Source organism: Pseudomonas sp. PvP009 (assembly GCF_017832995.1).
Lineage (GTDB): Bacteria > Pseudomonadota > Gammaproteobacteria > Pseudomonadales > Pseudomonadaceae > Aquipseudomonas > Aquipseudomonas syringae.
The window spans coordinates 4798587-4821909 of the sequence record NZ_JAFIBG010000001.1 but is presented as its reverse complement, the minus strand read 5'-3'; the positions used below and the strand labels follow the sequence as shown (position 1 = coordinate 4821909).

Below are 23323 nucleotides of genomic sequence, written 5' to 3'. Positions count from 1 at the left end.
GGCTCATAGCATGCTCAAACACATCATTTTTGACGTAAACGAGACGCTGCTGGATCTGGCCGCGCTCGACGCTTTCTTCGCGGGACTGTTCGGCGACAGCCGTTTGCGCACCGAATGGTTCCTGACGCTGCAAGAGTGCTGGATGACCAACACCATAACCGGCCAGTACCAGGCGTTTGGTGATCTGGCGCAGGGCGCTTTGAGAATGGTTGCCGCACGGCACCAGGTGGAAGTGGGCGACGATCAGTGCAAAGCCCTGGCCGCAGGCATCAAATCTCTTCCTGCGCACAAGGACGTTCATCAGGCACTGCAGTTATTGAACGACAACGGATTTGTGCTCATTGCCCTGAGCAATGGCGCGCTGGAGGCGCTGCAGCAACAGCTCGAATTTGCAGGGTTGACCGACTGCTTCGAGCACATCATGGCAGGCAGCGAAATCAGTCAATTCAAGCCAGCCGCGGCAACCTACCAAATGGTCGCACAGCGCCTGGGCATCGCCACCGATCAGATGATCATGGTCGCTGCGCACGCCTGGGACATCGCCGGCGCCGCCCAGGCTGGGTGTCGCACTGCGTTTGTCGAGCGTCCGGGAAAGGTGCTCAACCCGATCGGCACCCAGCCTGACTTGATCGGCAAAGATGTTCAGGATGTCGCCATTAAACTCTGCGCAGGTAAGTTTTAGCGCTGATTCGCGAGTCGTCCTCAAGCCGTCCCTTATTTAAAGGGGATGACCGATATCTCGCCGTTCCTTTCAATGATCGCGTACCTGATGTCCTTCATCTCCACGATCCCTTGCGTGGTTCGTGCTGCCTCCATCACATCGGATTCACTGATGCGCGCCTCTCTCATCCGTTTGGTCAGTGGCTTGCCGTCTTCCACGATCACAGTAGGGCCGCCATCCAGAAACTTTGCCAGCCGCTTCGATCGACGTTTGGCCAGGGAAAAACCGACGTCTATGGCGATAAGCGTGGAGATGATCAGTATCGCGTTAGTCACCGAAAAATCATCGCCCAGCAGCGCTTGCTGAGTGGCCTCGCCAATGATCAGCAACAAGACGAAATCGAAGGTGGTGAGGTCGGTAAGGGAGCGGCGTCCGGCAACACGAAACAAGACCATCAAGACAAAATAAATCGCTGCTGCTCTGAGCACGGCATCCATAAATCGCTTTCTCTCTACGGGTAGATAAACCTGGGCATCGGCAGCGTTGCGCCACCCAGCATATGCATTTGCCCTCGGTACAGTCCCACCCCGTTACTGCGAACAGTCAGGTACAAAGTGGCTAAACCGTCCTTGTCGGCCTGCATCGGAATGACCAGATCACGGCCTTCGCTGTGAAGGGGCGCAGGCTGGGGATTAAGTTTCTCGATCGACACGCCTTCGAGCAGCCCACTGCCAACGACCAGATAACGCATTTCGGAGGGGGCGCCTTTGGACGTGACAATCATATCGTCCTGACTGCCGTTGCGGCTGAAACGCTCGTAGCTCACCTGCAGTTTACCGTCTGCCGTTTGAGGCTCGACCTGGCTCAACGGCCCTTTGGAAAACAAGCCGGCCAGGGTCAGCACTATCAGTACAATCAGGCCTGCCCAGCCGATGCGCTCAAAGCGCCAGACTCGACGCTGCTGCGCCATATCTTCCTGGACGGGATATGACCGGCTGCGGAACTCATGGTCGTCCGCCTCATCACCGCGTAGTGCCATTAACGTGCTGTCCATTAGGGAAATTTTGTAGGCACCTTATTACGCGTTCACCCCGTCCGCTGTCCAGAACGGTTTACATCCTTGTCATGGCTATGCACGTTCCAGGTGAGTGGCCGCCTTGCGCAGCCGGTTTGAATGTGAGCGGAGCGAATGCCGACGAGGAGGGCTATGAAGGGCTGGTAAGAGTCTTGCGTCAGTCGTTCATCGGCGCGTGCATGGCTGTCCAGTCTTCGATCAATCCGGCATACAGCTCGACGCATTGGTGGAGTTTGTCGACTTCACAATACTCATCGACCTTGTGCGCCATGCTGGGCTCTCCCGGACCGAGAATAAGGGTGGGCGGATAGCCGATTGCGGGGAGCAGCACGGCAGCATCGGTAAAGTAGGGCACCGCCTTTTCCTCCAGAGGGGCGTCATGCAAGGCCTGACAGCGTGCAAAAACCTGTTGCACCCAAGGCTCGTCGAGGCTGGCACAAATACCAGGCAGATCAATCAGGGTGCTCAGCTCCGCGCGGCTGCCCAGATGGGCCGCCAGCCGTCCGCGAATCTCGTCGTGGTCCAGATTCGGTGCAGTGCGCAGGTCCAGGGTGAACGCTGCGTAGTCCGGCACCGAGTTGATGTTCAGGCCACCGCTGATGGTGCCGACGTTCAGTGTCGGCTTGCGCATGAGCGGATGTGCAGGGCCTACTTCAAAGGTCCGCGCGCGGCCAATGTGTTCGGCGGCCAGATAGATAGCGTTCACGCCTTCTTCCGGCATGGCGCCGTGGGCCGTCAGGCCATGGCTGGCGCAGCGCAGCCATAGCGCGCCTTTGTGCCCGAGTATCGGGTAGTTGGCTGTCGGCTCTCCGATCAGCAGTGCGCCCAGCTCACCGAGCAAATGGGGCGCGTCACTGCACAGGGCCTTGGCGCCGTCACAGCCGGTTTCCTCTCCGCCGGTGAGTATCAGACGAACGCCGGGCCCGCGCCGAATGGAATCACGGCTGCGCTGGCAGGCCACGATGAAGGCGGCAATGCCCGCTTTCATGTCGCTGGACCCTCGCCCGTACAGCCGGCCGTCGACGATCTCACCGGCAAACGGCGAGTGACTCCAGGTGGCATTGCCGAGCGGTACGGTATCCAGGTGGCCGGTGAACCCCAGCGGTTTGCCGTGTCCGTCGCCCTCAAGCCAGGCGACCAGATTGAAACGGCGCTCACCGAAACGCTGCAGCTCGCAGACAAACCCGTGGCGGGTCAGCTGTTCGGCAAGAAAAGCCGCACACGCTTCTTCATCGCCCGGCGGGTTGAGGGTCTGGAACGCCAGCAGGGCTCGGGTCAGGGCTATCGGGTCATCAAGCATCGGAGCCTCCGGTCAGGTGCGGCGAGTCAGCCAGTCGAGGCTGTTGATCCAGAAGCGGCGATAGCCTTCCCAGTCGAGAAACGCTTCTGGCAGCCAGTGTTCGGAAAGGTCGCTGGTCCACGCCAGAGTGCGTCCGGCACCGACCTCACGCGCGGCGAGCAGCGGGTGCTGAGAGCCTTCGACGGTGGCCAGCAATTGAGCTTCGGGATGCAATTCAACTTCGTTGTAGCCAAGCAGGTACGGCCATTCGCCGCCCAGGCCTTGCAGTATCGGGTGACCACTGTTGATCTGCGGCAGAAAGCCTTCCGGCACTTCGACACGATCGTCGTAAGGCAGGCAGCGCACGGGCAAGACTTCCTCGACAGGCGTTCCGCGGTAGCGTGCGCCGCCGTTGATGCCTTGAAAGCTGAAGTAGCCGCCGACCATCATCAATGCGCCGCCCTGCAAAACGTATTCGCGAAGGGCTTTGAGCCGGTTGGGCGTACGCTTGCCACGCAGCCAGGTGTCCGGGTGCAGCAGCAGGGTATTGGCACCGATGTCGGAGAGGATCACCGCCTGATACTGACTGAGTGCTTCAACTGTGGCCGGAAAGTCGGTCTGGGCCTGATCGGCGCACATCTGCGTGATTTTATAGTCGCTGTCTGCCATCGCCGCGAGCAAGCGCCGCGCGCCATTGTGCGCAGTGACGCTGTCGAACTGATCGAAGCCTTTGATGTGGGTTGACGTGCTGACCCATGATTCGCCAGCCAGCAATACGGACTGTTTCATGACGTTGCATTCCTCTGCGATGAAAAAGGAGCCTGGAAGCCGCGCTGGAAGACCCGGCGCGGGTTGTCGATCAAAAGGTTTTCGAGCTGTTCACCGGTAACGCCATGACGGCGCAGGCGCGGGACAAAGTGTTTCAGCAGGTAGCCATAACCATGGCCGCCGTAACGGGTCAGCATGGTTTTCAGAAAGACGTCCTGAGACAACAGCACTTGCGAGCCGAAACCGTGCTCGATCAGGGCGACGATGGCCCGCGCGTTTTCTTCATCGCTGGGCGACTGTGCGTGCTCGTCGGCGAAGTAGTAACCCATGCCGATCATGTCGTATTCCAGAAACGCGCCGCGTGCTGCCAGCGCATGCTGGTAGGCAGGGTCGCTGTGGCTCGGGTTCATGTGGCACAGCACTGTGTGGCGCAGGTCGGCGCCTTCTGCCTCAACGATGTCCAGTACCCGGTGGCCGAGACGCTCCCAGCCAGGCAGATGCACCGAGAGCGGCACGCCGGTCGCGGCACTTGCACGGGCTGCGGCGCGCAGTGATTTCTCTTCGTCAGCCGTGAATGCGGCAGAAACACCAATCTCACCGATCAGGCCGGCAATCACCTCGGGCTTCTCTGCACCGCCGCCCACGTCATGAATGATCTGCTCCGTCAGTTGTTCAACCGAGCGTTCGTGCACGTAATGCGGGTGCGAGGGCTCCAGATAGAAACCGGCACCCATTATGATGTTCAGGCCGGTCAGGCGGGAAATCCGCTGCAAGGCCTGCGGGTCGCGGCCGATGCCCAGATTGGTCGGATCGACCACCGTTTCCCCGCCCAGCGCCCGGTACTTCAGCAGTTCTTCGCACGCGAGGTCGACATCGAACAACTGACAATTGTCGCGGCTGACCAACGGGTTCATGTGCAGCTCGCCGAGCAGTTCGATGCTTACCGGGTGCTCGGCCAGGTGCCGTTCGCCGCAGCAACTGGGTGCGACCCATTTGCCCGAAGCGTCGAGCAGAATGTGTTCGTGCATCAAGGTGACGCCAAGACGCTCGACAGGCACTGGCCCCAGCACTGTCATGGCATGGCCGCTGTCGACGCCGAGGGGCAGGGGTGAAGGATGACGAAACAGGCTCATGCTCCAGCCCTCCCGAGTGGGCGGCCGGTACGTAGAATGCGAGTGTTCAGCCAGATCGCCAGCAGTACGATCAGGCCCGTGGCGATTTGCGTGTAAAACGGTGAGACGTGGGCCAGAATCAGCCCGTTCTTGATTGCAGCCATGGTGAGCACCCCTAACAGTGTGCCGACAATCGTGCCGAAGCCACCGAACAGGCTGGTGCTGCCGAGGACCACGGCGGCAATCACCTCCAGTTCGAAACCTTCGCCCTGATTCGAGGAGCCACTGCCCAGCCTGGCCGTGACGATCATGCCGGCCAGAGCGGCCGCCATGCCACTGAGCATGTAGACCCGCAGCAATACTCCGCGATGATTCACCCCGGCGCGGCGCACGCTTTCAGCGTTGGCACCGATGCCCGTGAGGTAGCGGCCAAAGCGCATTTTGCCGAGCACCAGCACCCCGCCCAGTGTGACCAGCAAGGCCAGCCAGGCAGTCAGCGGCACACCGAGAAACCAGCCGCGACCCAGGGCCAGAAACGCCGTTTCCTCGCGTGGAACGGGGATCGAATAGCCTTGCGTCAGCAGCATCGCCAGGCCACGAATAATGGTCAGGGTGGCCAGGGTGACGATAAAGGCCGGGATGCCCGCGTAGGCGATGAAGTAGCCGTTCAGCGCGCCGATCATCGCGCCCACAGCAAGCCCGCCGAGCAGAACCAGCGGCCAGGGCAGGTGCCAGGCGTTGAGCGCCATGGCCGCCAGCGCACCGACCAGCGCCAGGGTCGAGCCGACCGACAGGTCGATGCCGCCGGTGGTGACCACCAGCGTCATTGCCACCGCGACAATCAGCAACGGTGCGTTTTGCCGGATAACGTTGAGCAGGTTGGCGCCGCTTAAAAAGTTATCGGTCACCAGCGCGAACAGCACAAAGCACAGGGCGAAAAACAGGCCGATGCTGACCACGCCGGGAAAATCGTGCAGCAGGCGCTTGAACAGCGACTGCGGCAGAATGCGTTGGCGCGTGAGATCGAGCGTTTTCATGGCGTCATATCCTTTCAGGCGCTAGCGGAGCGGGCAGTGAATTTATGCCCGACGATGAGTTCGACGACCTCGTTAAGGTCGGTGTCGGCGATCCTTCGCTCGGCCAGATTGGCGCCGTCATACATCACCATGAGGCGGTCGCAGACCAGAAACAGGTCCTGCAACCTGTGGGTGATCAGAATCACGCTGACGCCCTGGCGGCTGATGGTACGAATCAACTCCAGCACCGCTTCGACTTCGGCTACCGCGAGGGCCGCGGTGGGCTCGTCCATGATCAGAACCTTAGGGCCGAAGGCGGCCGCGCGGGCAATCGCAACGGCCTGGCGCTGGCCGCCGGAAAGGTGTCGTACCTGTGCGCGGGTATCTGGAATGGTGATGCCCAATGCTTCAAGAATCTGCCGTGCTTCGCGGTGCATGCGCGTCTCATCGAGCAACGGCACGCCGAGCACGCGGCGCATCGGTTCGCGGCCCATGAAGAGGTTTCCGGCCACATCGACGGTGTCACACAGCGACAGGTCCTGATACACCATCTGGATATGGCAGCGCTGCGCATCTGCCGGGCCGCTGAAACTGACTTCCTCGCCATCGATGGCGATTCGTCCGCTGGTCGGTAACTCCGCACCTGACAGGATCTTGGTCAGCGTGGATTTGCCTGCGCCGTTGTCGCCCACCAGCCCCAGCACTTCACCGGGCTGCAACAGCAGATCGACACCGCGTAACGAGGCTATCGAGCCGTAGTGTTTAGTGATGGCACTCATCTGTACCCGAGGCACTTCGCCAGGCGTCTGCATGCTGAGCCCCTTATTTGAATTCGGCGCGATAGGCTGCCAGGTTGTCCTTGGTCACCAGCGTGACGGGAATACTCTGTTCGCGAGCCACGGTCTTTCCGGACAACAGCGCCAGTGCCGACTCCACCGCCGTCTTGCCCATGGCCTGCGTGTTCTGTTGCACCACCACCGCGACAGAGCCGTCATCCAGACCCTGCACTGCCTGAGAGGACAGGTCCCACCCGAAAATCCTGACCCGCTCGCCGGCACCTTGCGACACGCTCGCGGCAACCGAGCCAATCAGGGCGGGTTCGCCAGTGGCATAAATGATCTGCAGATCAGGGTTGGCGGTCAGCAGGTTTTCCGCCGCCGCCTGGGCGGTGTCCTGCACATTGTTACCGTCGACGGTATTGACGATCTTCGCCTGGCTGGCGGTCTTTGCCAGACCCTCGCGGAAGCCGTCCAGACGCAGATTCTGCACATAGGAGCCGAGGGCTCCGACCACGCCGATGCTGGCCTTGCCCGCCAGTTCGCGGTTGATGTATTCGCCGGTGTACTGGCCGATCTGCCGGGCTGCCTCACGGTTATCCACGCCGACCTGCACGGCATTGTCGCCATTGATCACAGCATCGATTGCCACCACCGGGATTCCCGCCTGCGCGGCTGCGGTGACCGCCGGCTTGATACCGTTGACGTCGATGGCGCAGACCAGAATGGCGTCGACCTTGTCCTGAATATAGGCCTCGATGGCGTCGTTCTGGGCTGACGGGTTGTCATTGGCGTTGAACACCACCAGCTCTGCTCCGGCAGCTTTCGCCGCAGCCTGTGCGCCTTGGGTAATCTGGGTGAAATACAGCGCCTGTTGGTTGACCTGTACCAGAGCCAGACGTTTGCCGGTCTGGGCCTGAATGATGGGTGACAACGCCAAGGCCAAAACAACGCCGAGGGTCAGGGTGAAACGCTTGCTCAAACGCAGCATTGCCATCCTCCTAGCCTGATTGCCGGTGTGGCAAATCAGATCGGTAAACCGGTTTACCAGTCGTCTCAAAAAAAAGACAAATGAGCTTTGTCTTCAGGTTTAAGAACTGGAGAAAGCAGATTGTGTGCCATTTTTTTCGTGACGCCTTCCAGTGACCATACATCCTTGATGCGCCACAGTTTTCCGCAATCATCGGCTTTTCAGGAGGCAAACGGCAGTGCACTGATTTAATGCCGGGTGTTACTGGTTGCCCCGCAATCAGTCACTGCGCGTTGCTACCGTACCCCGGCAGACCAGCTCTACGGGTACGCGCACGACGTCCTGCGCACAGTCGCCGCCCGTCATTCGCTGCAGCAGTTGCGCCACACCGAGACGGCCAAGCTCTCTGGAGGATTGGCGGATGGTACACAGCGGCGGGGTCAGCAGGCTGGCGTAGACGGCGTCGTCGAAACCCACCAGCGACATGGCATCGGGCACGCTGATATTACGCTCACGCAGGACATCGAGCACGCCCAGGGCGATGAAGTCACTGGCGGCGAAAATCGCCTCCGGAGGATGGGGCAGGGCGAGTAGCTGAGCGGTTGCGATACGCCCGAACTCACGGCTGTAATCCCCGAAGCACTGGTATTCCGGCACCTCTGCGATGCCCGCCAGCGCCAGCGCTTCCCGGTAGCCGGCATAGCGCTCGCGGGCACTCATCAAGGCCGAAGGACCGGACACATGAGCGATGCGTCGATGTCCATGGCGGAGCAGATAGTCCGTTGCCAGGCGACCGCCCTGATGGTTGTCGGCGAAGACTTTGGGCTGCGACGTGCCGGGAACATCTTCGTCGAGCAGAATGATATTGCGGTAGCTCATCAGCTGGCTGGCCAGCGTGCCGTCATCCGGGCGGTTGCTGACCAGTAGCAAGCCATCGACGTTACGTGAATCCAGCCAACGCACAAACGTGCTTTCGCGCTCAAGCAGGTTGCGGGTGACACACAGCACCAGGTTGTAACCATGTGCGGACGCCTCTTCCTCGGCCGCGTCTGCCAGCTCGGCAAAAAACGGGTTGGCGATGTCCGGCAGCACCAGACCAATGGTCTCACTGCCGCCTTTGCTCAGGCGCCGGGCCAGACTGTTGCCCCGGTAGTCCAGCGCCTTGATCGCCGTATCGATACGCTTCGCGGTCTCCGGCGGCAGGCTGATGCTTCGGTTCAGATAGCGCGACACCGCAGCCTTGGAAAGACCTGCATGGTTGGCAACATCCTTGAGCGTTACGGGTCTGGTCATGGCGGTCGGCTTTGATGCCTGAAAAACGAAGCATTGAAGTGAAGTGCCGGTATCTTCTCATGCGTGCCCGAACAGCCCGACGATTTTCTCTGCGGGCTGCGTCGAAAAAATCCATGTGGGGCGTTGGTCCGCCAGCTACCGTTTGCACGTTTGCACGTTTGCGACACGCTCTGCTGGAGCGAATATGTGCCGTCTTGAGCTGTTGGTACGTAACTAAATATGGCTCATTATTTATATGTTGTCGTATGTCTGATCACTTCACACACTACGGTCACGCAAGTAGTCCAGGTATTCCTTGCATTGGCTTTAAGACATTCGCCACGAATGTAGATCACTTACAGTAATAGTTCTCCATTAAAGAAGCCCCTCTTGTGTGCTTAATGGAACCGCATAGCACACTGCGACACTCAGTTACTCAATTTTCCAATAAATGCGGGCGATGAGTGTTTGCGATGAATGCCATTCAGCCAATTATAAGCGCTGCTTATTTTCAATATTCTTTCGGTGATAGCAACTGGCTGCCTTCTCGGGTCTCTTCATTATCAGCAGGCTTTATCCATGATTGGATCAACCCGAAATGTGGCTATTTGCCTTGTGAGTATCGGCTGATGGCGTTCGAGTCTGATAACAGTCCTGATGCCTGTCACTCCAGGGACGAATGTTCATCGCGTGCCGCAAGACGAACGTTCAGGAGGGCTTAATGATAAATCCCGTAAAACACAATTTCAGTCACCTTGGGTTTTCAAACGCTCAAAGTACCTCGGCACTGGGGCCTGCCAGTAATAAAGTGCCCAACTTTGTTTCGCGAGGGCGAGGCAAGGGAGTTCCAGTGGAGGAATTCAATACTGCCGAAGAGTGTCGTTTGGCGGGTCGGCAGGACAGCGTACTGGATTCGATAGACGGCAAAGAGTTCATGCGACTGCTGCAGAAGTACACGGCCTCTGAAACAACCGAGGAGGAATTTGCGGACCTGAGGGCCTCCATACCGCGCTACTCCATTGAGTTGGCCAAGTCGGATCATCCTAAAGTGCTTTATCGGGGGATATCTCTGGATGATGAGGCGGCGTCGCTGTTACTGAATACCTCCAAGGGTTACCGCAGTCGCGAAATAGCCCATGGTCTTATTCACGGCCTGCGCGTGGTTAAAGGCGTTTACACCGCGACTGGGGTGGCCAGCGCCTCGACAGTGTCAGCTGTTTCGCAAGGCTTTGCGCTGGTGAACGCGAACAGGAAAAAAGAAACACCGGTTCTTTTTGTACTGAAAGCGATGCCTGCCGTTCCCGCGCTCAACCACAGTGGTGCAAAGGGTGTGACACTCAGTGAGAGCCGGTTGCCGTTATCGGTAGCCAGCAAGAGTGAACATGAAGTCATTCTGGATATCACCAACCGGTACGAAATTACGCAGGCTCGCCGGAGCGGTGAATTCATTGTCGTCGACATGACGGTTTTAGGGCGGTCCAAGAGGGGAGGTGAATTCGCCCTCGTCGAGACTGACAAATGGAAACAACTCTCTGGCGCCAAGGGCTCTAATCCAGGTGGATTGTTTCAAGCGCCCAATGGCGTCAAGTGGTATGTAAAAACCAACCCGTCTGCCAATAGGCTTCGAAACGAGGTGCTTGCCTCCAGGCTGTACCGTGCCGCAGGAATCGATGTTCCCGACATAGAACTGGCGTCCCGCAAAGGCAAGCCCGCACTGATTTCAAAACTGATAGTAGGGAACCCCAAAGACCTCGATACGCTGGCAAAAAATAGCCAGTTGAAGTGCGGCTTCGCGGTGGATGCCTGGCTGGCGAACTGGGATGTCATCGGTCTGACGGGGGACAATGTCATCTTCAATCACCGTAACAAACCTGTGCGCATCGACCTTGGCGGTGCGCTGGTCTTCCGCGCCCAAGGGGAGCACAAGGGTAATCAGTTCGGTACCACGCCCATGGAGCTGGTCACGATGCTGTCTCGTGAAGACAATTCGTCCAGTCGTGCCTTCCGGAAAGTCGAGCGTAATGACATCCGCGAGGGTATTGCAGCGATAGAAAAAATACCGGACGCGCGTATTGCAGCACTGTGCGCAGAACACGGCCCTGGCAATCACAGCGAACGCATTGAGCTCGGCAAGAGACTGATCAGTCGGAAGAAGTGGCTTGTCGATATGAAGCAGACGCTTCCTTATATTCATCGCCAAAAGAACGAGCGCGGCGATGTTGTCACGGTTAAAAACCCCTCGTCACCCAGCGCGGCGGATACGTGGCGTGATCGATACGCTACAGCCGTTTTTGTACCCCACAGCGCTGTCCGTGGCAGCATGAACAACCTCCCGTTCAGATCATTTACACCCCCGAACACGATGGATGGCTGGCGCCGATTTACAACCCGGGCGGTCAACTTCACAGAGCCGGAATTCAAGCGTTCTCCGCACCTTGCTCCCGCCAGTGGAGCGATCATTTTTGAGCCCGACGGCAGGGTATGGATCACCGAGCCGACCAATCACCCGTTCGGCGCAACGCACGCTTTTCCCAAGGGAAAGCAGGAAGCCGGTCTGAACTTGAGGACCAATGCGCTCAAGGAAGTCTACGAAGAGACGGGGCTTCTGGTGGAATTCCACGGCTTTATCGGTGACTACGACCGAACAACATCCCGTACTCGTTATTACCTTGCCAAACGCATAGATGGCACACCGTCCGACATGGGCTTTGAATCTCAAAGCGTCAAGCTGGCAAACATTACCGAGGCCAAAAGACTGCTACCCAACGCCCTGGATATAGCCATCTTGCGAGACGCAGAACAGGCTTATCTAAAGGGCCCTTTCAAATGAATTTCATCTGCTTGAACGCGGAAAGACGATAAAGAGGATTTCTGAAACCCTGCACAAAAAACCGTTCACCCAAACGCGTTACCTCCACAAAAAAGGAGTAATGAAATGAGCATGAATACCTCTGTAAGCAACAACAGCCCGGGGTGGTCCCCTGTCTCACCGGGCAACCAGGCTCCGAGTCCGGACTATTCAGGTAAATCGTCGAGCAATGCCGTGCACTTTCTTCCTCCGGAAAGTACCCAGCGCTCGCCGAACACGGTGAGTTGGGGGAATGGCGCGCCGACAACCGCCACCACCGGGAATGGACGAGCAGGAGGGGGCGATCAAAGTGACTTGATCGAGGCGTTGACGACGCTGATTCAGGCGCTGCTGAAACGCTTGCTCGGTGATTCTTTCGCAAGTAACTCTTCTGCAAATAACCCTTCCGAGAACCCGTCCCCTGCTTCGTCCGGGCCAGGTCGGGCTTCTGCTTCTCCCGGCGGTGCTGCCAGTTCGACGCCAGACTCAGGACTGTCTGAGCAGCCAAATCAAGCCCAATCGTTCAATAACACTGGCTTGGGTTCTCATGGCGGCGCGAATACGGTTCCTGACCGGATTGCGTCTCCTGAGGCAGCGCAAAAAATGGTCGAAGATGTGAAAAATGCCGGAGGGGAAACACTTCGCATCCAGATGACCCATGACCAGATCAATGACCCGGCGCAAATGGCCAAACTCAAGGCGATGGTCGATGCCGGCGACAAACAAGGGGTCAAGATTCAGTTTACGTTTCGTGACAACGCCAATGGCGGTGGTGGCAATGTCTTGTCCGGCGACAAGCTCCGACAAGCCGCCGACGATGTCAAAAACGTGGTATCTGCCCTTGGAAACCATCCGAGTTTTGTACTCGATACGTTCAATGAGGGCGGCAAGAGTGCCACTCAAGGTTGGGCCGATATGCAGAGCACGTTGATCAAGTCAGCCCGCGACGCAGGTTACAAAGGCGACATCGTGGTGGAGGACAGCAATTGGGGTGGTGGTCTGACAGCCGGCGGGGAAAGCGGACTGGTCAAATACGCTGATCAGTTGAAAGCCGCCAACGGCAGCAACAACCCTGGCCTGATTGGCAGCATCCATGAGTACGCCAGCGGTGCCGATGCCTCCTCGCGTTTGTCATCGGAGATCAAGGCGCTTACGAGCGCGGGCTTCAAGCCGCAAATCGGTGAAGTCGGTAACGCCAACTGGACCGGAGGCGGTAACTTCGAACAGCGCGACGGCGCCAACCAGGCCGTGAAGGACAACATGGGCGCCCTGAAAGCGGCCGGCGCCGATGTGCTGCCATGGATGGACCAGTTCGAGAACGGCAAGATCAAACACGATGTCGGTTTCTCGAAAGGCGATCAGTTTTCCTGATCCTGTTTCATGGAACCTGATTTGTCTGTTGACCACTCAGCGGGCAGCTATCTGTGAGGTCGACAACGACCAGTGCAGAGCGGCGAGTTGGAGAGGTTGCACAGATGCTGCGCTGTCTGCGCAACCCCCTTTTTTCATGACCGATAAGTAGCTGGTATAAAAGCTATGCCTATCAACAGACCCGCCTTCAATTTAAAACTCAATACGGCCATTGCCCAGCCGACTTTGAAGAAGGATGCAGGTGCGGAATTGCGCCGTTTGAATCAGAGCGAAGTGCGTGCCAACACACAGACACGTTTTGCCGTTAATCACCGTGCCCCCACTTATGACGTCGCGCAAAGCGCGCTGGGTGAAAATCACGGTGGCTGGACTGCCGCCAATCATTTCAAGATGACGGGGTCTGAGGTCTTCATCCATATGGATCGCCTGGAGCCGAACTGCAAGGGGGAGTTTGCCGGAGACAAGATCCACCTCAGCGTTGCACCTGAGGATGTACCGGATGCATTCAATGCGATAGGCAAAATACTGCAGGCGAGCGACAGCCCGGTTGACTCGTGGAAAGTGACTGACATGAAATGCCTGCAAGCAGAGATGCCGGCGGCAAAGCAGCGCGTGGCGCTGGGCGCTCAGTTCACGATCTACGCCAAGCCCGACCGTGAAGACAACACCTACAGCCCAGAGTACATGGGCAAAATGAGGGGGATCAGCAGTATCGAACAGGAGCTGAGCGCCGCCGGTGTAAGGCAGAGCAGCCATCGCCCGGACTCCGATGTCTCCCCGGGGCACTGGAGCTATGCGTCTTATCGCAATGAGCATAAAAGCAACAGATCAGGGACTTCCAATCAGCACAGGAACCTGGAGGCCGAGCCTTTTTTCCAGTTGGTCTCATTCTCTGACGGGGCTTCAGGGTCATCCAGGTCCAGCGCTGACCATCAGGCCTTGCTGCCGCCGCCGTGGGCCCGGTAAGGCTGTTTTTCTGAGCACTGCCGTGCTGTGCGCCCGGGGTTTCTGTCGTGAAACGTGGGTGTCGAAAGAAACGCTGGCTGCACGGCTACAGCTTCGGGTTCACCGGTGCAGGATCGCCTGATGAATCTCCTGCAGCGGAATGATCCGCTGCGCCGCGTTCAGTTTGATCGCTTCCTTGGGCATGCCGAACACCACGCAGCTGGCTTCGTCCTGAGCCACTGTCGCGCTGCCGGCGTCGAGCATTTCCTTGAGCCCGCGTGCGCCGTCGTCGCCCATGCCGGTCATGATGATGCCGGTGGCGTTCTTGCCGGCGAATTTGGCCACCGAACGGAACAGCACGTCCACCGAAGGACGATGGCGGTTGACCAGCGGGCCGTCGATGACCTGGACGTGGTAGTAGGCGCCGCTGCGCGTGACCATCATGTGTTTGCCGCCGGGGGCGATCAGTGCGAGGCCGGGCAGGATGCGGTCGTTGTTTCTGGCCTCGCGCACCTCGATCTGACTCAGGCTGTTCAGGCGTTCGGCGAACGATGCGGTGAATTTCTCCGGCATGTGCTGGACGATGACCATGCCCGGGCACACGCGAGGCAGGGCCGTAAGCACCGCTTCGAGTGCCTGTGTACCGCCTGTCGAGGTGCCGATGGCGACGATGCGTTCAGTGGTCTGCGCCATGGCATGGCCGCTGGCAGCCGGCAGAATGGCATCGGCTGTCAGTTTGCTGGCCGGGGTCAGCACCGGGGCGGCGATGCGCTTGCCGAGGTTTCTGACGTTGGAGTTGGCTGCTGCGCGTACTGCGGCAACCAGCTCGGCGGCCGAATCGATGAGGAAGTTCTTCAGGCCGGTGGTGGGTTTGGTGATGATTTCCACCGCCCCGGCAGACAGCGCCTGCAATGAGGTTTCCGCGCCTTTCTGAGTCAGCGACGAGCAGATCACCACCGGTGTCGGCCGCTCGCTCATGATCTTCTTGAGAAAGGTGATGCCGTCCATGCGCGGCATTTCCACGTCCAGCACAATGACGTCCGGCCATTCCTGAGCGAGCTTGCTCATGGCGAATATCGGGTCTGACGCCGCACCCATGACATGAATGTCGGGGGTATCGTTGAGAATGGCCACCAGTACCTGACGAACTACAGCCGAATCATCGACCAGCAGTACGCTGATTTTTTTGTTTGGCATCTTTTTCCATTGCTTCCATTGGTTGGTGCCTGACCCATACGTTTCCGTCCCACAGGTCGAAGATGATGCTGCGATGGCCGGTGCTGCCCAGGTCCTGAGCCATCAGTTTCAGACGGTTTTGTTCGGCCAGCGCAAGTGCCGCGTGAACGTTGCTGGCAGCGACGTTCTGCATGTGCGGGTCATGGCGATGATCTGGAAACATTTCGCCACCGCCGAACAGCTTGACCTGATATTCCTCGGGCAGGGTGCCATTGGCCAGTGCATGGCGAATGAGTATTTCCATCGCCTCGTCAGCGTACCTGCCGTCCAGTGGCTGATGCCGGCGTATGCGCCCGGGCAGCATGAAGTGGCACATGCCGCCAATACGCCGCCACGGATGCCAGAAGGTAATCGCCACGCATGAACCCAGCAACGTGCGCAGGCGAGTCGGCCGGGTCTGAAAGACCACTTCGCCAGGCCCGAGCACTATTTCGGCGACACCCACAGGCGTGTTCATGGTTTGCGGTAAATCGAAGGGGAGACCATTTTCAACATGTCATTTATACCGTTCAGGCTTTCTGAGTGGCTGATGATGAAATAGCCTCCTGGCTTGAGACGCGGGATCAACCGCGCGACCACTTTGCTTTTGGTTTCCTGATCGAAATAGATCATCACGTTGCGCAGGAAAATGACGTCGAACTCGCCCAGATCGGGCAGGGTGTCATTGAGATTGACCTGCACGAAACTGACCCGGCTGCGCAACGACTTGTCGATCAGAAAGGTCCCTTCCTGGCGACCTATGCCTTTCAGACAGTATTTGAACAGCAAAGGTTGCGGCAACGTTTCGGTGCGCTCCAGAGGGTAGTGCCCGCTGCGCGCTTTGCTCAGCACGCGGGTGCTGATGTCCGAACCGACCACTTCCCAAGGCGTGGTGCCCAGTTGTTCGGCCAGAGTCATGGCCAGGCTATAAGGCTCTTCGCCAGACGAACTGGCGGCGCTCCAGATACGGAACATTTTGCCGTGTGTGACCTTGGGCAGCACCTGCTGACGCAGAAAATCGAAGTGCTTGGGTTCGCGGAAGAAATACGTTTCGTTGGTGGTCAGCAGGTCCAGCGCTACTTGCAGCTCGCCGTTGCGCTGATCGTTCATGATCAGCTTGAAATACTCGCCATAGCTGTCCAGTTCGTAATGCTTGAGACGCTTGAACAGACGGCCGGCGACCAGCGCTTTCTTGGCCAGCGTCAGTTTGATGCCCGCAGCGTTGTACAGCCAGTTCTGGAACTGGCCGAATTCGCGATCGGTGAGCGACGCTGTATCAGGCATGTGCAGACCTCACGTCGCGTCGACGTCGGTCGGCAGCGACTGGCTTGCCTCGGCCAGGCTGGACATTTCATCGATGGACAACACGCGGTCGACCTCAAGAACGATCACGAACTTGCCGTCGACCTTGGCCATGCCGCTGATGAAGTCGGCGCGAATTCGCGCACCGAAGTTCGGCGGCGGCTCGATCTGCGACGCCGGAATCTCCAGCACCGCCGAGACATTGTCGACCAGCAGGCCGATGTCCTGCGGCTGGCCGTCCTCGCTGTTGGCCTCGATGATGATCACGCACGAGCGCCGGGTGATGGCCGAGTTCTGCCGCCCGAAGCGCGCCGACAGATCGACCACCGGCACCACCGCACCGCGCAGGTTTATCACCCCGCGCACGAAGGCGGGCATCATCGGCACCACTGTCAGGCTGCCGTACTCGATGATTTCCTTGATGCCCAGAATGCCGATGGCGAACATCTCGCCACCGAGCATGAAAGTCAGGTACTGCGCCTCTTCTTCGACCGTCGCTGCGGCCTGCCGAGTCGTGACCAATGAGCCCATGTCGTTCTCCCCTGGAGTCTCTATCGAAGCCGGCAATCAGAAACGGGTAAATTCCGATTCGTCCGGTGCGCCCGCCATGCTTTGCGCAAATGCCTTGCGCGGAGCCTGTTGCGGTGGCCGCGGAGGCTGACGGTTCGGGCTGTTGCGGCTGTCGAAAGTAGCGCTCTGTGCGACGGCCCTTGGCGATGCGTCGAGGGTAAAGAAACTCATGGCCTGTTGCAGTTGTTCGGCCTGGCTGCTCATTTCTTCCGCAGTAGCCGCCAGTTCTTCGCTGCTCGATGCGTTTTGCTGGGTGACCTGGTTGAGCTGGGTCATGGCGGTGTTGATCTGCGCCACACCGGCTGCCTGCTCTTCCGACGCGGCACTGATTTCCTGCACAAGGTCGGAGGTCTTGTTGATCGAAGGCACCATCTCGTCCAGCAACTTGCCGGCCTTCTCGGCCATGTCCACGCTGCTCGACGACAGCTCGCCGATTTCCTGCGCGGCCACCTGGCTGCGTTCGGCCAGTTTGCGCACCTCGGCGGCCACTACTGCGAAACCCTTGCCATGTTCGCCGGCACGGGCGGCTTCGATGGCGGCGTTGAGGGCGAGCAGGTTGGTCTGGTAAGCGATGTCGTCGATGATGCTGATGCGCTGGGCGATTTTCTTCATCGCCACGACGGTCTGCTGCACCGATTCGCCGCCATCGGTGGCTTCTTTGGCGGCCTTGCTGGCCATGCCATCGGTGACTTTGGCGTTCTCGGTGTTCTGGTTGATGCTGGCGCTCATCTGCTCGACCGATGCGCTGGTCTCTTCGACACTTGCGGCCTGCTCGCTGGTGGCCTGGCTCATCGACTGCGCGGTGGCGCTGACTTCTTCTGACGCGCTGGCCAGGTTGTCGGCGGCGTTACGCACTTCGCCGATGATGTGCGACAGCTTGCCGACCATGTTGCGCATGGCGTTGAGCACCATGCCGGTCTCGTCCTTGGAGCCGTGGCCGATGTGGGCGTTGAGATTGCCCTCTGCCAGTTGCTCGGCGGCCGTTGCGGCCTCCTTCAGCGGGCGGGAGATGATCCGGGCGATGAACAGCGCCAGGCCCAGACCGATCAGCAAGGCTGCAATCAGTACCACGATGATCGAGATGCGTGCGTTTTCGTACAGCTTCGTGCCCTTGTCACCCGCGACAGTCGCACCGGCGTCGTTGAGCTCGACCATTTTTTGCAACTGGCCGGTCAATTCGTCGAAATGCGTTTTGGAATCGCCCTTCAGCATCGCTCGTGCCTGGGCTTCGAGGCCCTGACGGGACATGTCGAACAACTCGCCGCTGCTCTTGAGGTACGCAGCCCATGTCGCTGTAGCGCTATTGAACAACTGGCGATCCTCATCACTGACCACCAGCTTGTCATAGGTGGCCAGGCGGGTTTCGAACTGTTTGCGAGCGTCCGCTGCTTCAAGCTCCATCTGTGCCTTTTCCTGGGCGGTGTCGGCTGCAATGTGGCGGTTTTCCTTCAAGCGATAGTTGGCGGCGAAGAAGCGCATGCCCGCGGCCGCACGCATCGACGGCATCCAGTTTTCCTTGATGTCCTGAGCGGCCTGGTTGACCTGGCCGAGCTGGAGGATGGCAAAGACTCCCATGGCCGCGGTCAACGCCAGAACCACCAGAAACGAGGTAATCAGCTTGGTGGAAATCTTCAGATCGTAGAACCATTTCATTGAAGTAACTCCTTGGGAATTGCGAATCCGTCAGCGAGAAGTGGGCAACAGGGATTGAGGCGCCTGGGTCGAGCGGGCCTCCATGTGTACGATCTGGTTGAGCAGGGCGGGGATGTCGAGAATCAACGCCACCGCGCCACTGCCCAGGATCGTCGAGCCGCTGATGCCGCGCAGCGCGCCGAACAGCTTGCCCAGAGGTTTGATAACGGTTTGGAACTCGCCAAGCAGGTCGTCGACCACCAGCCCGGCCTTGTGCTCGGCGTAACGCACCACCACCACGTTCTGGCGCCTGGCGGCCGGGCCTTCATGATTGAAGTGGTCGCGCAGGTAGACCAGCGGCAGCACTTCGCCACGCAGGTCCAGGTAGCCGCTGTCGCGGGTCAACTGCCGGTTGTGTTCGTCCAGCTCGATGCATTCCTGCACCATGTCCAGCGGGATCACGTAAGTCGACTGATCGATACCGACCAGAAAGCCGTTGATGATCGCCAGCGTCAGCGGCAGGCGGATGCGCACGATGGTGCCCTGACCGGGCTGGCTGTCCAGATCCACCGTGCCGCGCAGCAAGGTGATGTTGCGCTTGACCACGTCCATGCCGACACCCCGCCCCGAAAGGTTGGTGACGGCCTCGGCAGTGGAAAAACCGGGTTCGAAAATCAGGTTGTAGATTTCCTGATCGGTGAGGTTTGCGCCGGCCGCCACCAGTCCGCGTTGCTGGGCCTTGTCGAGGATGCGCTCGCGGTTGAGTCCGGCCCCGTCGTCGGCGATTTCAATGACGATGCTGCCCGAGTCGTGGTACGCGTTGAGGCTCAAATGACCTTTGGCCGGTTTGCCTGCCGCGCGACGTGCTTCGGCGCTCTCGATGCCGTGATCCATGGAGTTGCGCAGCAGGTGCATGAGCGGGTCGCCAATCTTTTCGACGACGGTCTTGTCCAGTTCGGTCTCCGCACCATTGATGATCAGGTCGATGTCCTTGCCCAGTTCCTGGCTGACATCGCGCACCACACGGCGGAAGCGATTGAAGGTGTCGCCGATGGGGATCATGCGCAGGTGCAGCGCGCCATCCAGGATCTGCTCGACCAGCCCCGATACGGTGGAACTGGCTTCCTGAAGCGGGTCGTTGTCGCACGACTTGGCCAGCAGGCTGGCGCCGGCGCTGGCAATGACCAGCTCGCCGACCAGATTGATCAGCTCGTCGAGCTTGTCGGCGTTGACGCGCACATAGCGGCCATCCTTATTTTTCTGCTCGCTGCCCGAAGAAGGGCGTTCTACAGCGGTTGCCGTTGCCGTTGCGGGCGTTCGTGGCACTGCGCGCTGATCGCCCAGCAGTTCGCCGCTGGCCACCATAGGGCTGTGCTCGGGCTGCGAGACCAGTTCGGTGCCGGTGGGCTCGACGTGGTCTGGCGTCTCGTTCACCGGGGTGATCTCCACTGCGCAGTCTTCACGCACGAAATCGAAGACTTCGTTGATCGCGGCGTGCCCGGCAGCAGAGCGGAAATCGATCTCGAAACCCAAGTGGCAGGATTCCGGGTCCCACGCCTCAACTGCTGGAATACTGTCGGTTACCGTCGTGACCTGGACCATCTGCCCCAGGGTATTGAGGTAGCGCAGGAACGACAGCGGGTCCATGCCGTTGCGAAACACATCCACGCCAAAGCGCAGCGAGATATGCCAGAGCACTTCGGCTGACGGTTCATCATCACTGACGACCGCTGCACTCGCGCTGTCAGCGGCCCCGGCGCTGGCCGGTGCCTGGAAGACCTGCAACGCCTGACGCAGCGCTGCCTCGCGCTCCAGTGCAGGTTGCTGCATCTGCTGGCCACGGCTGGCGACCACGTCGATCAACTCAAGCATGTGATCGCCGGATTTGAGCAGCACGGCGATCAGCTCGGCGTCTACCGAAACGCTGCCTTCACGCAGACGATCCAGCACGTCTTCGACGATGTGAGTAAAACTGACGATAGGCGTCAGCCCGAACAGTCCGGCCGAGCCTTTGATGGTGTGCGCTGCGCGGAAAACCGCGCCGATCGCATCCTGGTCGCCGGGCTCGCTTTCGAGTTGCAGAAGGGATTCCTCCATCGCCTGCAAAAGCTCACGCGCTTCAACGATAAACGTCTGCTGTGCCTGATCGAGATTAATACTCACGATGACTTCCTTGATCGATCACTGGGCAGTACTGCAAATGGACGCGCTACAGCACCACACCCGGATTACATAACTCGAAGGTTTCGCTGACCGCCTTGCTTTGCCCGGTCAGGTGCAGCGAAGTCCCGGTCTTGCCGGCTTCGCGCTGAATCACTGCCAGCAGTTGCAGGCCGGCGCCGTCCATCTCGGTGACCTGTGAAAGATCAACCTCCAGGCGTGCCGCAGCGCCGATCTGTGGCAATAGCCTGGCGGCCAGTTCGGTCACGGTGTAGATCGTCAACTCGCCGTCTATCTGCACGCGTGCAGTGTCGGTAGCGTTTTCGTCTGGCGTGGGCATGCTGGCCTCCATGGGCCTGGGTCTCAGGGCAGGATGAGCTTGGAAACCGCTGCGAGCATTTGTGCCGGCTGAAACGGTTTGACGACCCACGCCTTGGCGCCTGCGGCCTGACCTTCCGCTTTTTTCGATTCCTGGGATTCGGTGGTCAGCATGATGATGGGCGTGAACTTGTAGCTGGCCAGCTTCTTCACTTCCTTGACGAAAGTGATGCCGTCCATGTTCGGCATGTTCACGTCGCTGATGATCAGGTGCACTTTCTGCCCGGTGAGCTTGCCCAGTGCATCCTTCCCGTCACAGGCTTCGATAACGTCGTATCCGGCACTCTTCAGCGCGATACCGACGACTTGCCGGACGCTGCTTGAATCGTCGACCACCAATACACTCTTAGCCATGATTTACTCCTAGAAAAACGTGATTTCCTGCGAATCCTGCTGTGCTGCCGATTCACCTCGGTGAGTGCGACGTTGCTCGTCGGTCGCGTAGGTGGACTCCATGCGCGCCAGCCATTGCCGGGCGTCGATGGCGACCGCCTCATCAGGGGATTGGCTAGCCTGCAGAAGGTGCGCGTGCAACGAGTCGATGTTGTCGCGTACGTGGGCGAGAATCTGGCTGACCCGGTCCTGAAACTGCAGGTTCACCAGGACCTCGGTCATTTCGTCGCGAATCCCGTAGCTCTCCTGCTTGAGCAGGTCGGCGGACTCGGCCAGGCGACCGGTGATGCTCTGGAAGCGCTCCAGAACGTTCTGAATGCTTTGTTCGGAAGCGGCCACCGAATGGCTGTCCTGATCGGCGCCGCTCGATGCAGCCTGCACCAGCTGGGTGATGGCGTTGTTGATGATGTCGACCTTGGCGGACATCTGCTGACCGGTTTCGCTGGATTTGCTCGACAGGCTGCGCACCGCATCGGCCACCACGGCAAAGCCACGGCCCGCTTCACCGGCACGCGCCGCCTCGATGGCCGCGTTGAGGGCCAGCAGGTTGGTCTGTGCGGCAATCGCTGCAACGTCGGCGGCCATGGTGCGCAATTCGCCGGTATAAGCGGTGAGGCTGCGGACCTGGGAGAGCGTCTGGTCGCGGCTGGCCTGAGTGGATTTGAGCGAGTCGATTACCCGGCTCAGTTCGCTGTCACTCTGCGACAACACTTTCAGCGCACCATCGGCGTTCTGACCGTCCAGTTCACCGGCAGCGTGCTGCGACGCCTGCACGGTTTCCTGCAGGCGCTCGGAAATGCCCATGAAACGCGTGCTCAGCTCGACAATTGCGGTTTCGGTCTGCTGGCGCGAGCTTTCGACCTGCTTGGCCCAGATCGGCATGGCACCAAGGAGGATTTCATTGAACTGGGCGCTGGAGGCCATGGCGCTGCTTTGAGCGCTATGTACCTGATGATGGTCCAGCGCCTGAGCCACTGCGTGGCGCACTTCGTTCTGCTGTGAGCGGGCAGCCCAGGCACACGCGCCTAGACCGATCGCCAGCAGTGCAGCGCAAGCCACCAGATTGGCCGTACCCGTGCCGAACTGCGTGAGAATCCAGGCGATGGCGGGTATGACGGGAATGAGTGAGAACCAGACGAAACGCGGATGATTTTGTGCAGGAGTACTACTGGATTGATTCGACATCATGGGTTCGATCCCTGAACAGTGCAGCGTTGTACACGACTCAATGGTTATCTGCGCGCCGCAGACAAACTTGATACCAGTACGAGAGCCTTCCGTCCGATTGCTTGGCGCACAACCCGATCCTGTTAAAAATAGCGGGTATTCGGGGCACCGCAAGTCGGCGCAGCAAACGCGTTGGCAGAACAGCCGAATTCTCTTGAGAGAGGACGCAGAGCGTCCGGAACTGCATGCGACGCAGAGCGCCGCACGATAGTGAGGTGATCGTTCCTCACTCCAGCGTGGGAATGCAGTTCACGACGCTCTGCGTCGCAAGGTCTGCGCTGCCCCGCACAGTCAAGATAAGACGCAGAGCGTCCAGAAAGGCATGCCCACTTCAGAGCATGGGCACGAGAGTG

22 protein-coding genes are annotated in these 23323 nt (G+C 59.3%); 4 read left to right on the top strand and 18 right to left on the bottom strand.

Annotation, left to right across the window (positions count from 1 at the left end):
* The first annotated feature begins 10 nt into the window (after window positions 1-10).
* A complete protein-coding gene (locus tag JOE29_RS20850) occupies window positions 11-682 on the top strand; it encodes a haloacid dehalogenase type II (RefSeq protein ID WP_058445953.1) in 672 nt (223 codons plus the stop codon).
* A 32-nt stretch (window positions 683-714) separates the two neighbouring features.
* Here JOE29_RS20850 and JOE29_RS20845 read toward each other — a convergent pair whose 3' ends face one another.
* The 9 genes from JOE29_RS20845 to JOE29_RS20805 form a co-directional block, all read right to left on the bottom strand.
* On the bottom strand, window positions 715-1158 hold the full coding sequence (locus JOE29_RS20845; RefSeq protein WP_003317797.1) for a YetF domain-containing protein: 444 nt from the start codon (window positions 1156-1158) through the stop codon (window positions 715-717).
* Window positions 1159-1172: 14 nt separating this feature from the next.
* Entirely contained in the window at window positions 1173-1700 is a 528-nt protein-coding gene (locus tag JOE29_RS20840; protein ID WP_192875653.1) for a hypothetical protein, read from the bottom strand.
* Window positions 1701-1893: 193 nt separating this feature from the next.
* Window positions 1894-3036, bottom strand: a complete 1143-nt coding sequence (locus tag JOE29_RS20835) for a M20 family metallopeptidase (RefSeq protein ID WP_210079825.1) — start codon at window positions 3034-3036, stop codon at window positions 1894-1896.
* Between the two features lie 12 nt (window positions 3037-3048).
* Window positions 3049-3804 carry a glutamine amidotransferase gene (locus JOE29_RS20830; RefSeq protein ID WP_024663916.1) on the bottom strand — a complete coding sequence of 252 codons (756 nt, stop codon included), beginning with the start codon at window positions 3802-3804 and terminating at the stop codon, window positions 3049-3051.
* A complete protein-coding gene (locus JOE29_RS20825) occupies window positions 3801-4916 on the bottom strand; it encodes a phosphotriesterase-related protein (RefSeq protein WP_058445957.1) in 1116 nt (371 codons plus the stop codon). The genes JOE29_RS20830 and JOE29_RS20825 overlap by 4 nt, the downstream gene beginning before the upstream one ends.
* Window positions 4913-5932, bottom strand: coding sequence for an ABC transporter permease (locus tag JOE29_RS20820; RefSeq protein ID WP_004415063.1), 1020 nt, complete (start codon window positions 5930-5932; stop codon window positions 4913-4915). Before JOE29_RS20820 ends, JOE29_RS20825 begins: the two co-directional genes overlap by 4 nt.
* Before the next feature lie 14 nt (window positions 5933-5946).
* Window positions 5947-6723 (bottom strand): ATP-binding cassette domain-containing protein, encoded by a 777-nt coding sequence (locus tag JOE29_RS20815; protein ID WP_003371222.1) that lies wholly within the window; start codon window positions 6721-6723, stop codon window positions 5947-5949.
* A gap of 10 nt (window positions 6724-6733) precedes the next feature.
* Entirely contained in the window at window positions 6734-7678 is a 945-nt protein-coding gene (locus tag JOE29_RS20810; RefSeq protein ID WP_044313519.1) for a substrate-binding domain-containing protein, read from the bottom strand.
* A gap of 258 nt (window positions 7679-7936) precedes the next feature.
* Complete coding sequence (locus JOE29_RS20805; RefSeq protein ID WP_017278662.1) at window positions 7937-8950, bottom strand: LacI family DNA-binding transcriptional regulator; 1014 nt, start codon at window positions 8948-8950, stop codon at window positions 7937-7939.
* A 700-nt stretch (window positions 8951-9650) separates the two neighbouring features.
* On the opposite strand from JOE29_RS20805, the gene JOE29_RS20800 reads away from it, so the two are divergent.
* The 3 genes from JOE29_RS20800 (at window position 9651) to JOE29_RS20790 (ending at window position 14114) form a co-directional block, all read left to right on the top strand.
* Window positions 9651-11759 carry an NUDIX hydrolase gene (locus tag JOE29_RS20800; protein ID WP_080397607.1) on the top strand — a complete coding sequence of 703 codons (2109 nt, stop codon included), beginning with the start codon at window positions 9651-9653 and terminating at the stop codon, window positions 11757-11759.
* Window positions 11760-11864: 105 nt separating this feature from the next.
* Window positions 11865-13148 carry a cellulase family glycosylhydrolase gene (locus tag JOE29_RS25675; RefSeq protein ID WP_348635027.1) on the top strand — a complete coding sequence of 428 codons (1284 nt, stop codon included), beginning with the start codon at window positions 11865-11867 and terminating at the stop codon, window positions 13146-13148.
* Between the two features lie 165 nt (window positions 13149-13313).
* On the top strand, window positions 13314-14114 hold the full coding sequence (locus JOE29_RS20790) for a type III effector phosphothreonine lyase (protein ID WP_003392727.1): 801 nt from the start codon (window positions 13314-13316) through the stop codon (window positions 14112-14114).
* Between the two features lie 99 nt (window positions 14115-14213).
* Here JOE29_RS20790 and JOE29_RS20785 read toward each other — a convergent pair whose 3' ends face one another.
* From JOE29_RS20785 to JOE29_RS20745, 9 genes are read right to left on the bottom strand one after another with little or no spacing between them, the layout of a single operon-like run.
* Window positions 14214-15290, bottom strand: coding sequence for a chemotaxis response regulator protein-glutamate methylesterase (locus JOE29_RS20785; RefSeq protein ID WP_210079824.1), 1077 nt, complete (start codon window positions 15288-15290; stop codon window positions 14214-14216).
* A complete protein-coding gene (gene cheD / locus JOE29_RS20780) occupies window positions 15253-15786 on the bottom strand; it encodes a chemoreceptor glutamine deamidase CheD (RefSeq protein ID WP_210079823.1) in 534 nt (177 codons plus the stop codon). The genes JOE29_RS20785 and cheD overlap by 38 nt, the downstream gene beginning before the upstream one ends.
* Window positions 15783-16592 (bottom strand): CheR family methyltransferase, encoded by an 810-nt coding sequence (locus tag JOE29_RS20775; RefSeq protein WP_010415609.1) that lies wholly within the window; start codon window positions 16590-16592, stop codon window positions 15783-15785. The genes cheD and JOE29_RS20775 overlap by 4 nt, the downstream gene beginning before the upstream one ends.
* Before the next feature lie 9 nt (window positions 16593-16601).
* Window positions 16602-17141: a chemotaxis protein CheW gene (locus JOE29_RS20770; protein ID WP_010415607.1), complete on the bottom strand. Its 540-nt coding sequence runs from the start codon at window positions 17139-17141 to the stop codon at window positions 16602-16604.
* 36 nt (window positions 17142-17177) lie between these two features.
* Complete coding sequence (locus tag JOE29_RS20765) at window positions 17178-18833, bottom strand: methyl-accepting chemotaxis protein (RefSeq protein WP_210079822.1); 1656 nt, start codon at window positions 18831-18833, stop codon at window positions 17178-17180.
* Between the two features lie 30 nt (window positions 18834-18863).
* Window positions 18864-20975 carry a chemotaxis protein CheA gene (locus tag JOE29_RS20760; protein ID WP_210079821.1) on the bottom strand — a complete coding sequence of 704 codons (2112 nt, stop codon included), beginning with the start codon at window positions 20973-20975 and terminating at the stop codon, window positions 18864-18866.
* A 46-nt stretch (window positions 20976-21021) separates the two neighbouring features.
* The gene (locus JOE29_RS20755; RefSeq protein ID WP_003347075.1) at window positions 21022-21312 is read right to left on the bottom strand and encodes an STAS domain-containing protein; all 291 of its coding nucleotides are present in this window, start codon (window positions 21310-21312) and stop codon (window positions 21022-21024) included.
* 23 nt (window positions 21313-21335) lie between these two features.
* Window positions 21336-21704 carry a response regulator gene (locus JOE29_RS20750; protein ID WP_002553206.1) on the bottom strand — a complete coding sequence of 123 codons (369 nt, stop codon included), beginning with the start codon at window positions 21702-21704 and terminating at the stop codon, window positions 21336-21338.
* A gap of 9 nt (window positions 21705-21713) precedes the next feature.
* Entirely contained in the window at window positions 21714-22928 is a 1215-nt protein-coding gene (locus JOE29_RS20745; protein ID WP_210080028.1) for a methyl-accepting chemotaxis protein, read from the bottom strand.
* Between the last annotated feature and the right edge of the window lie 395 nt (window positions 22929-23323).

Excerpts from the sequence above, each read along its gene's own strand:
- JOE29_RS20770 (WP_010415607.1), bottom strand. The coding sequence starts at position 17,141 with ATGGGCTCATTGGTCACGACTCGGCAGGCCGCAGCGACGGTCGAAGAA.
- JOE29_RS20830 (WP_024663916.1), bottom strand. The coding sequence starts at position 3,804 with ATGAAACAGTCCGTATTGCTGGCTGGCGAATCATGGGTCAGCACGTCA.
- JOE29_RS20835 (WP_210079825.1), bottom strand. The coding sequence starts at position 3,036 with ATGCTTGATGACCCGATAGCCCTGACCCGAGCCCTGCTGGCGTTCCAG.
- JOE29_RS20755 (WP_003347075.1), bottom strand. The coding sequence starts at position 21,312 with ATGCCCACGCCAGACGAAAACGCTACCGACACTGCACGCGTGCAGATA.
- JOE29_RS20765 (WP_210079822.1), bottom strand. The coding sequence starts at position 18,833 with ATGAAATGGTTCTACGATCTGAAGATTTCCACCAAGCTGATTACCTCG.
- JOE29_RS20790 (WP_003392727.1), top strand. The coding sequence starts at position 13,314 with ATGCCTATCAACAGACCCGCCTTCAATTTAAAACTCAATACGGCCATT.
- JOE29_RS20825 (WP_058445957.1), bottom strand. The coding sequence starts at position 4,916 with ATGAGCCTGTTTCGTCATCCTTCACCCCTGCCCCTCGGCGTCGACAGC.
- JOE29_RS20800 (WP_080397607.1), top strand. The coding sequence starts at position 9,651 with ATGATAAATCCCGTAAAACACAATTTCAGTCACCTTGGGTTTTCAAAC.
- JOE29_RS20745 (WP_210080028.1), bottom strand. The coding sequence starts at position 22,928 with ATGTCGAATCAATCCAGTAGTACTCCTGCACAAAATCATCCGCGTTTC.
- JOE29_RS20810 (WP_044313519.1), bottom strand. The coding sequence starts at position 7,678 with ATGCTGCGTTTGAGCAAGCGTTTCACCCTGACCCTCGGCGTTGTTTTG.
- JOE29_RS20805 (WP_017278662.1), bottom strand. The coding sequence starts at position 8,950 with ATGACCAGACCCGTAACGCTCAAGGATGTTGCCAACCATGCAGGTCTT.
- JOE29_RS20845 (WP_003317797.1), bottom strand. The coding sequence starts at position 1,158 with ATGGATGCCGTGCTCAGAGCAGCAGCGATTTATTTTGTCTTGATGGTC.
- JOE29_RS20750 (WP_002553206.1), bottom strand. The coding sequence starts at position 21,704 with ATGGCTAAGAGTGTATTGGTGGTCGACGATTCAAGCAGCGTCCGGCAA.
- JOE29_RS20850 (WP_058445953.1), top strand. The coding sequence starts at position 11 with ATGCTCAAACACATCATTTTTGACGTAAACGAGACGCTGCTGGATCTG.
- JOE29_RS20840 (WP_192875653.1), bottom strand. The coding sequence starts at position 1,700 with ATGGCACTACGCGGTGATGAGGCGGACGACCATGAGTTCCGCAGCCGG.
- JOE29_RS20785 (WP_210079824.1), bottom strand. The coding sequence starts at position 15,290 with ATGCCAAACAAAAAAATCAGCGTACTGCTGGTCGATGATTCGGCTGTA.
- JOE29_RS20820 (WP_004415063.1), bottom strand. The coding sequence starts at position 5,932 with ATGAAAACGCTCGATCTCACGCGCCAACGCATTCTGCCGCAGTCGCTG.
- JOE29_RS25675 (WP_348635027.1), top strand. The coding sequence starts at position 11,865 with ATGAGCATGAATACCTCTGTAAGCAACAACAGCCCGGGGTGGTCCCCT.
- JOE29_RS20815 (WP_003371222.1), bottom strand. The coding sequence starts at position 6,723 with ATGCAGACGCCTGGCGAAGTGCCTCGGGTACAGATGAGTGCCATCACT.
- JOE29_RS20775 (WP_010415609.1), bottom strand. The coding sequence starts at position 16,592 with ATGCCTGATACAGCGTCGCTCACCGATCGCGAATTCGGCCAGTTCCAG.
- cheD (WP_210079823.1), bottom strand. The coding sequence starts at position 15,786 with ATGAACACGCCTGTGGGTGTCGCCGAAATAGTGCTCGGGCCTGGCGAA.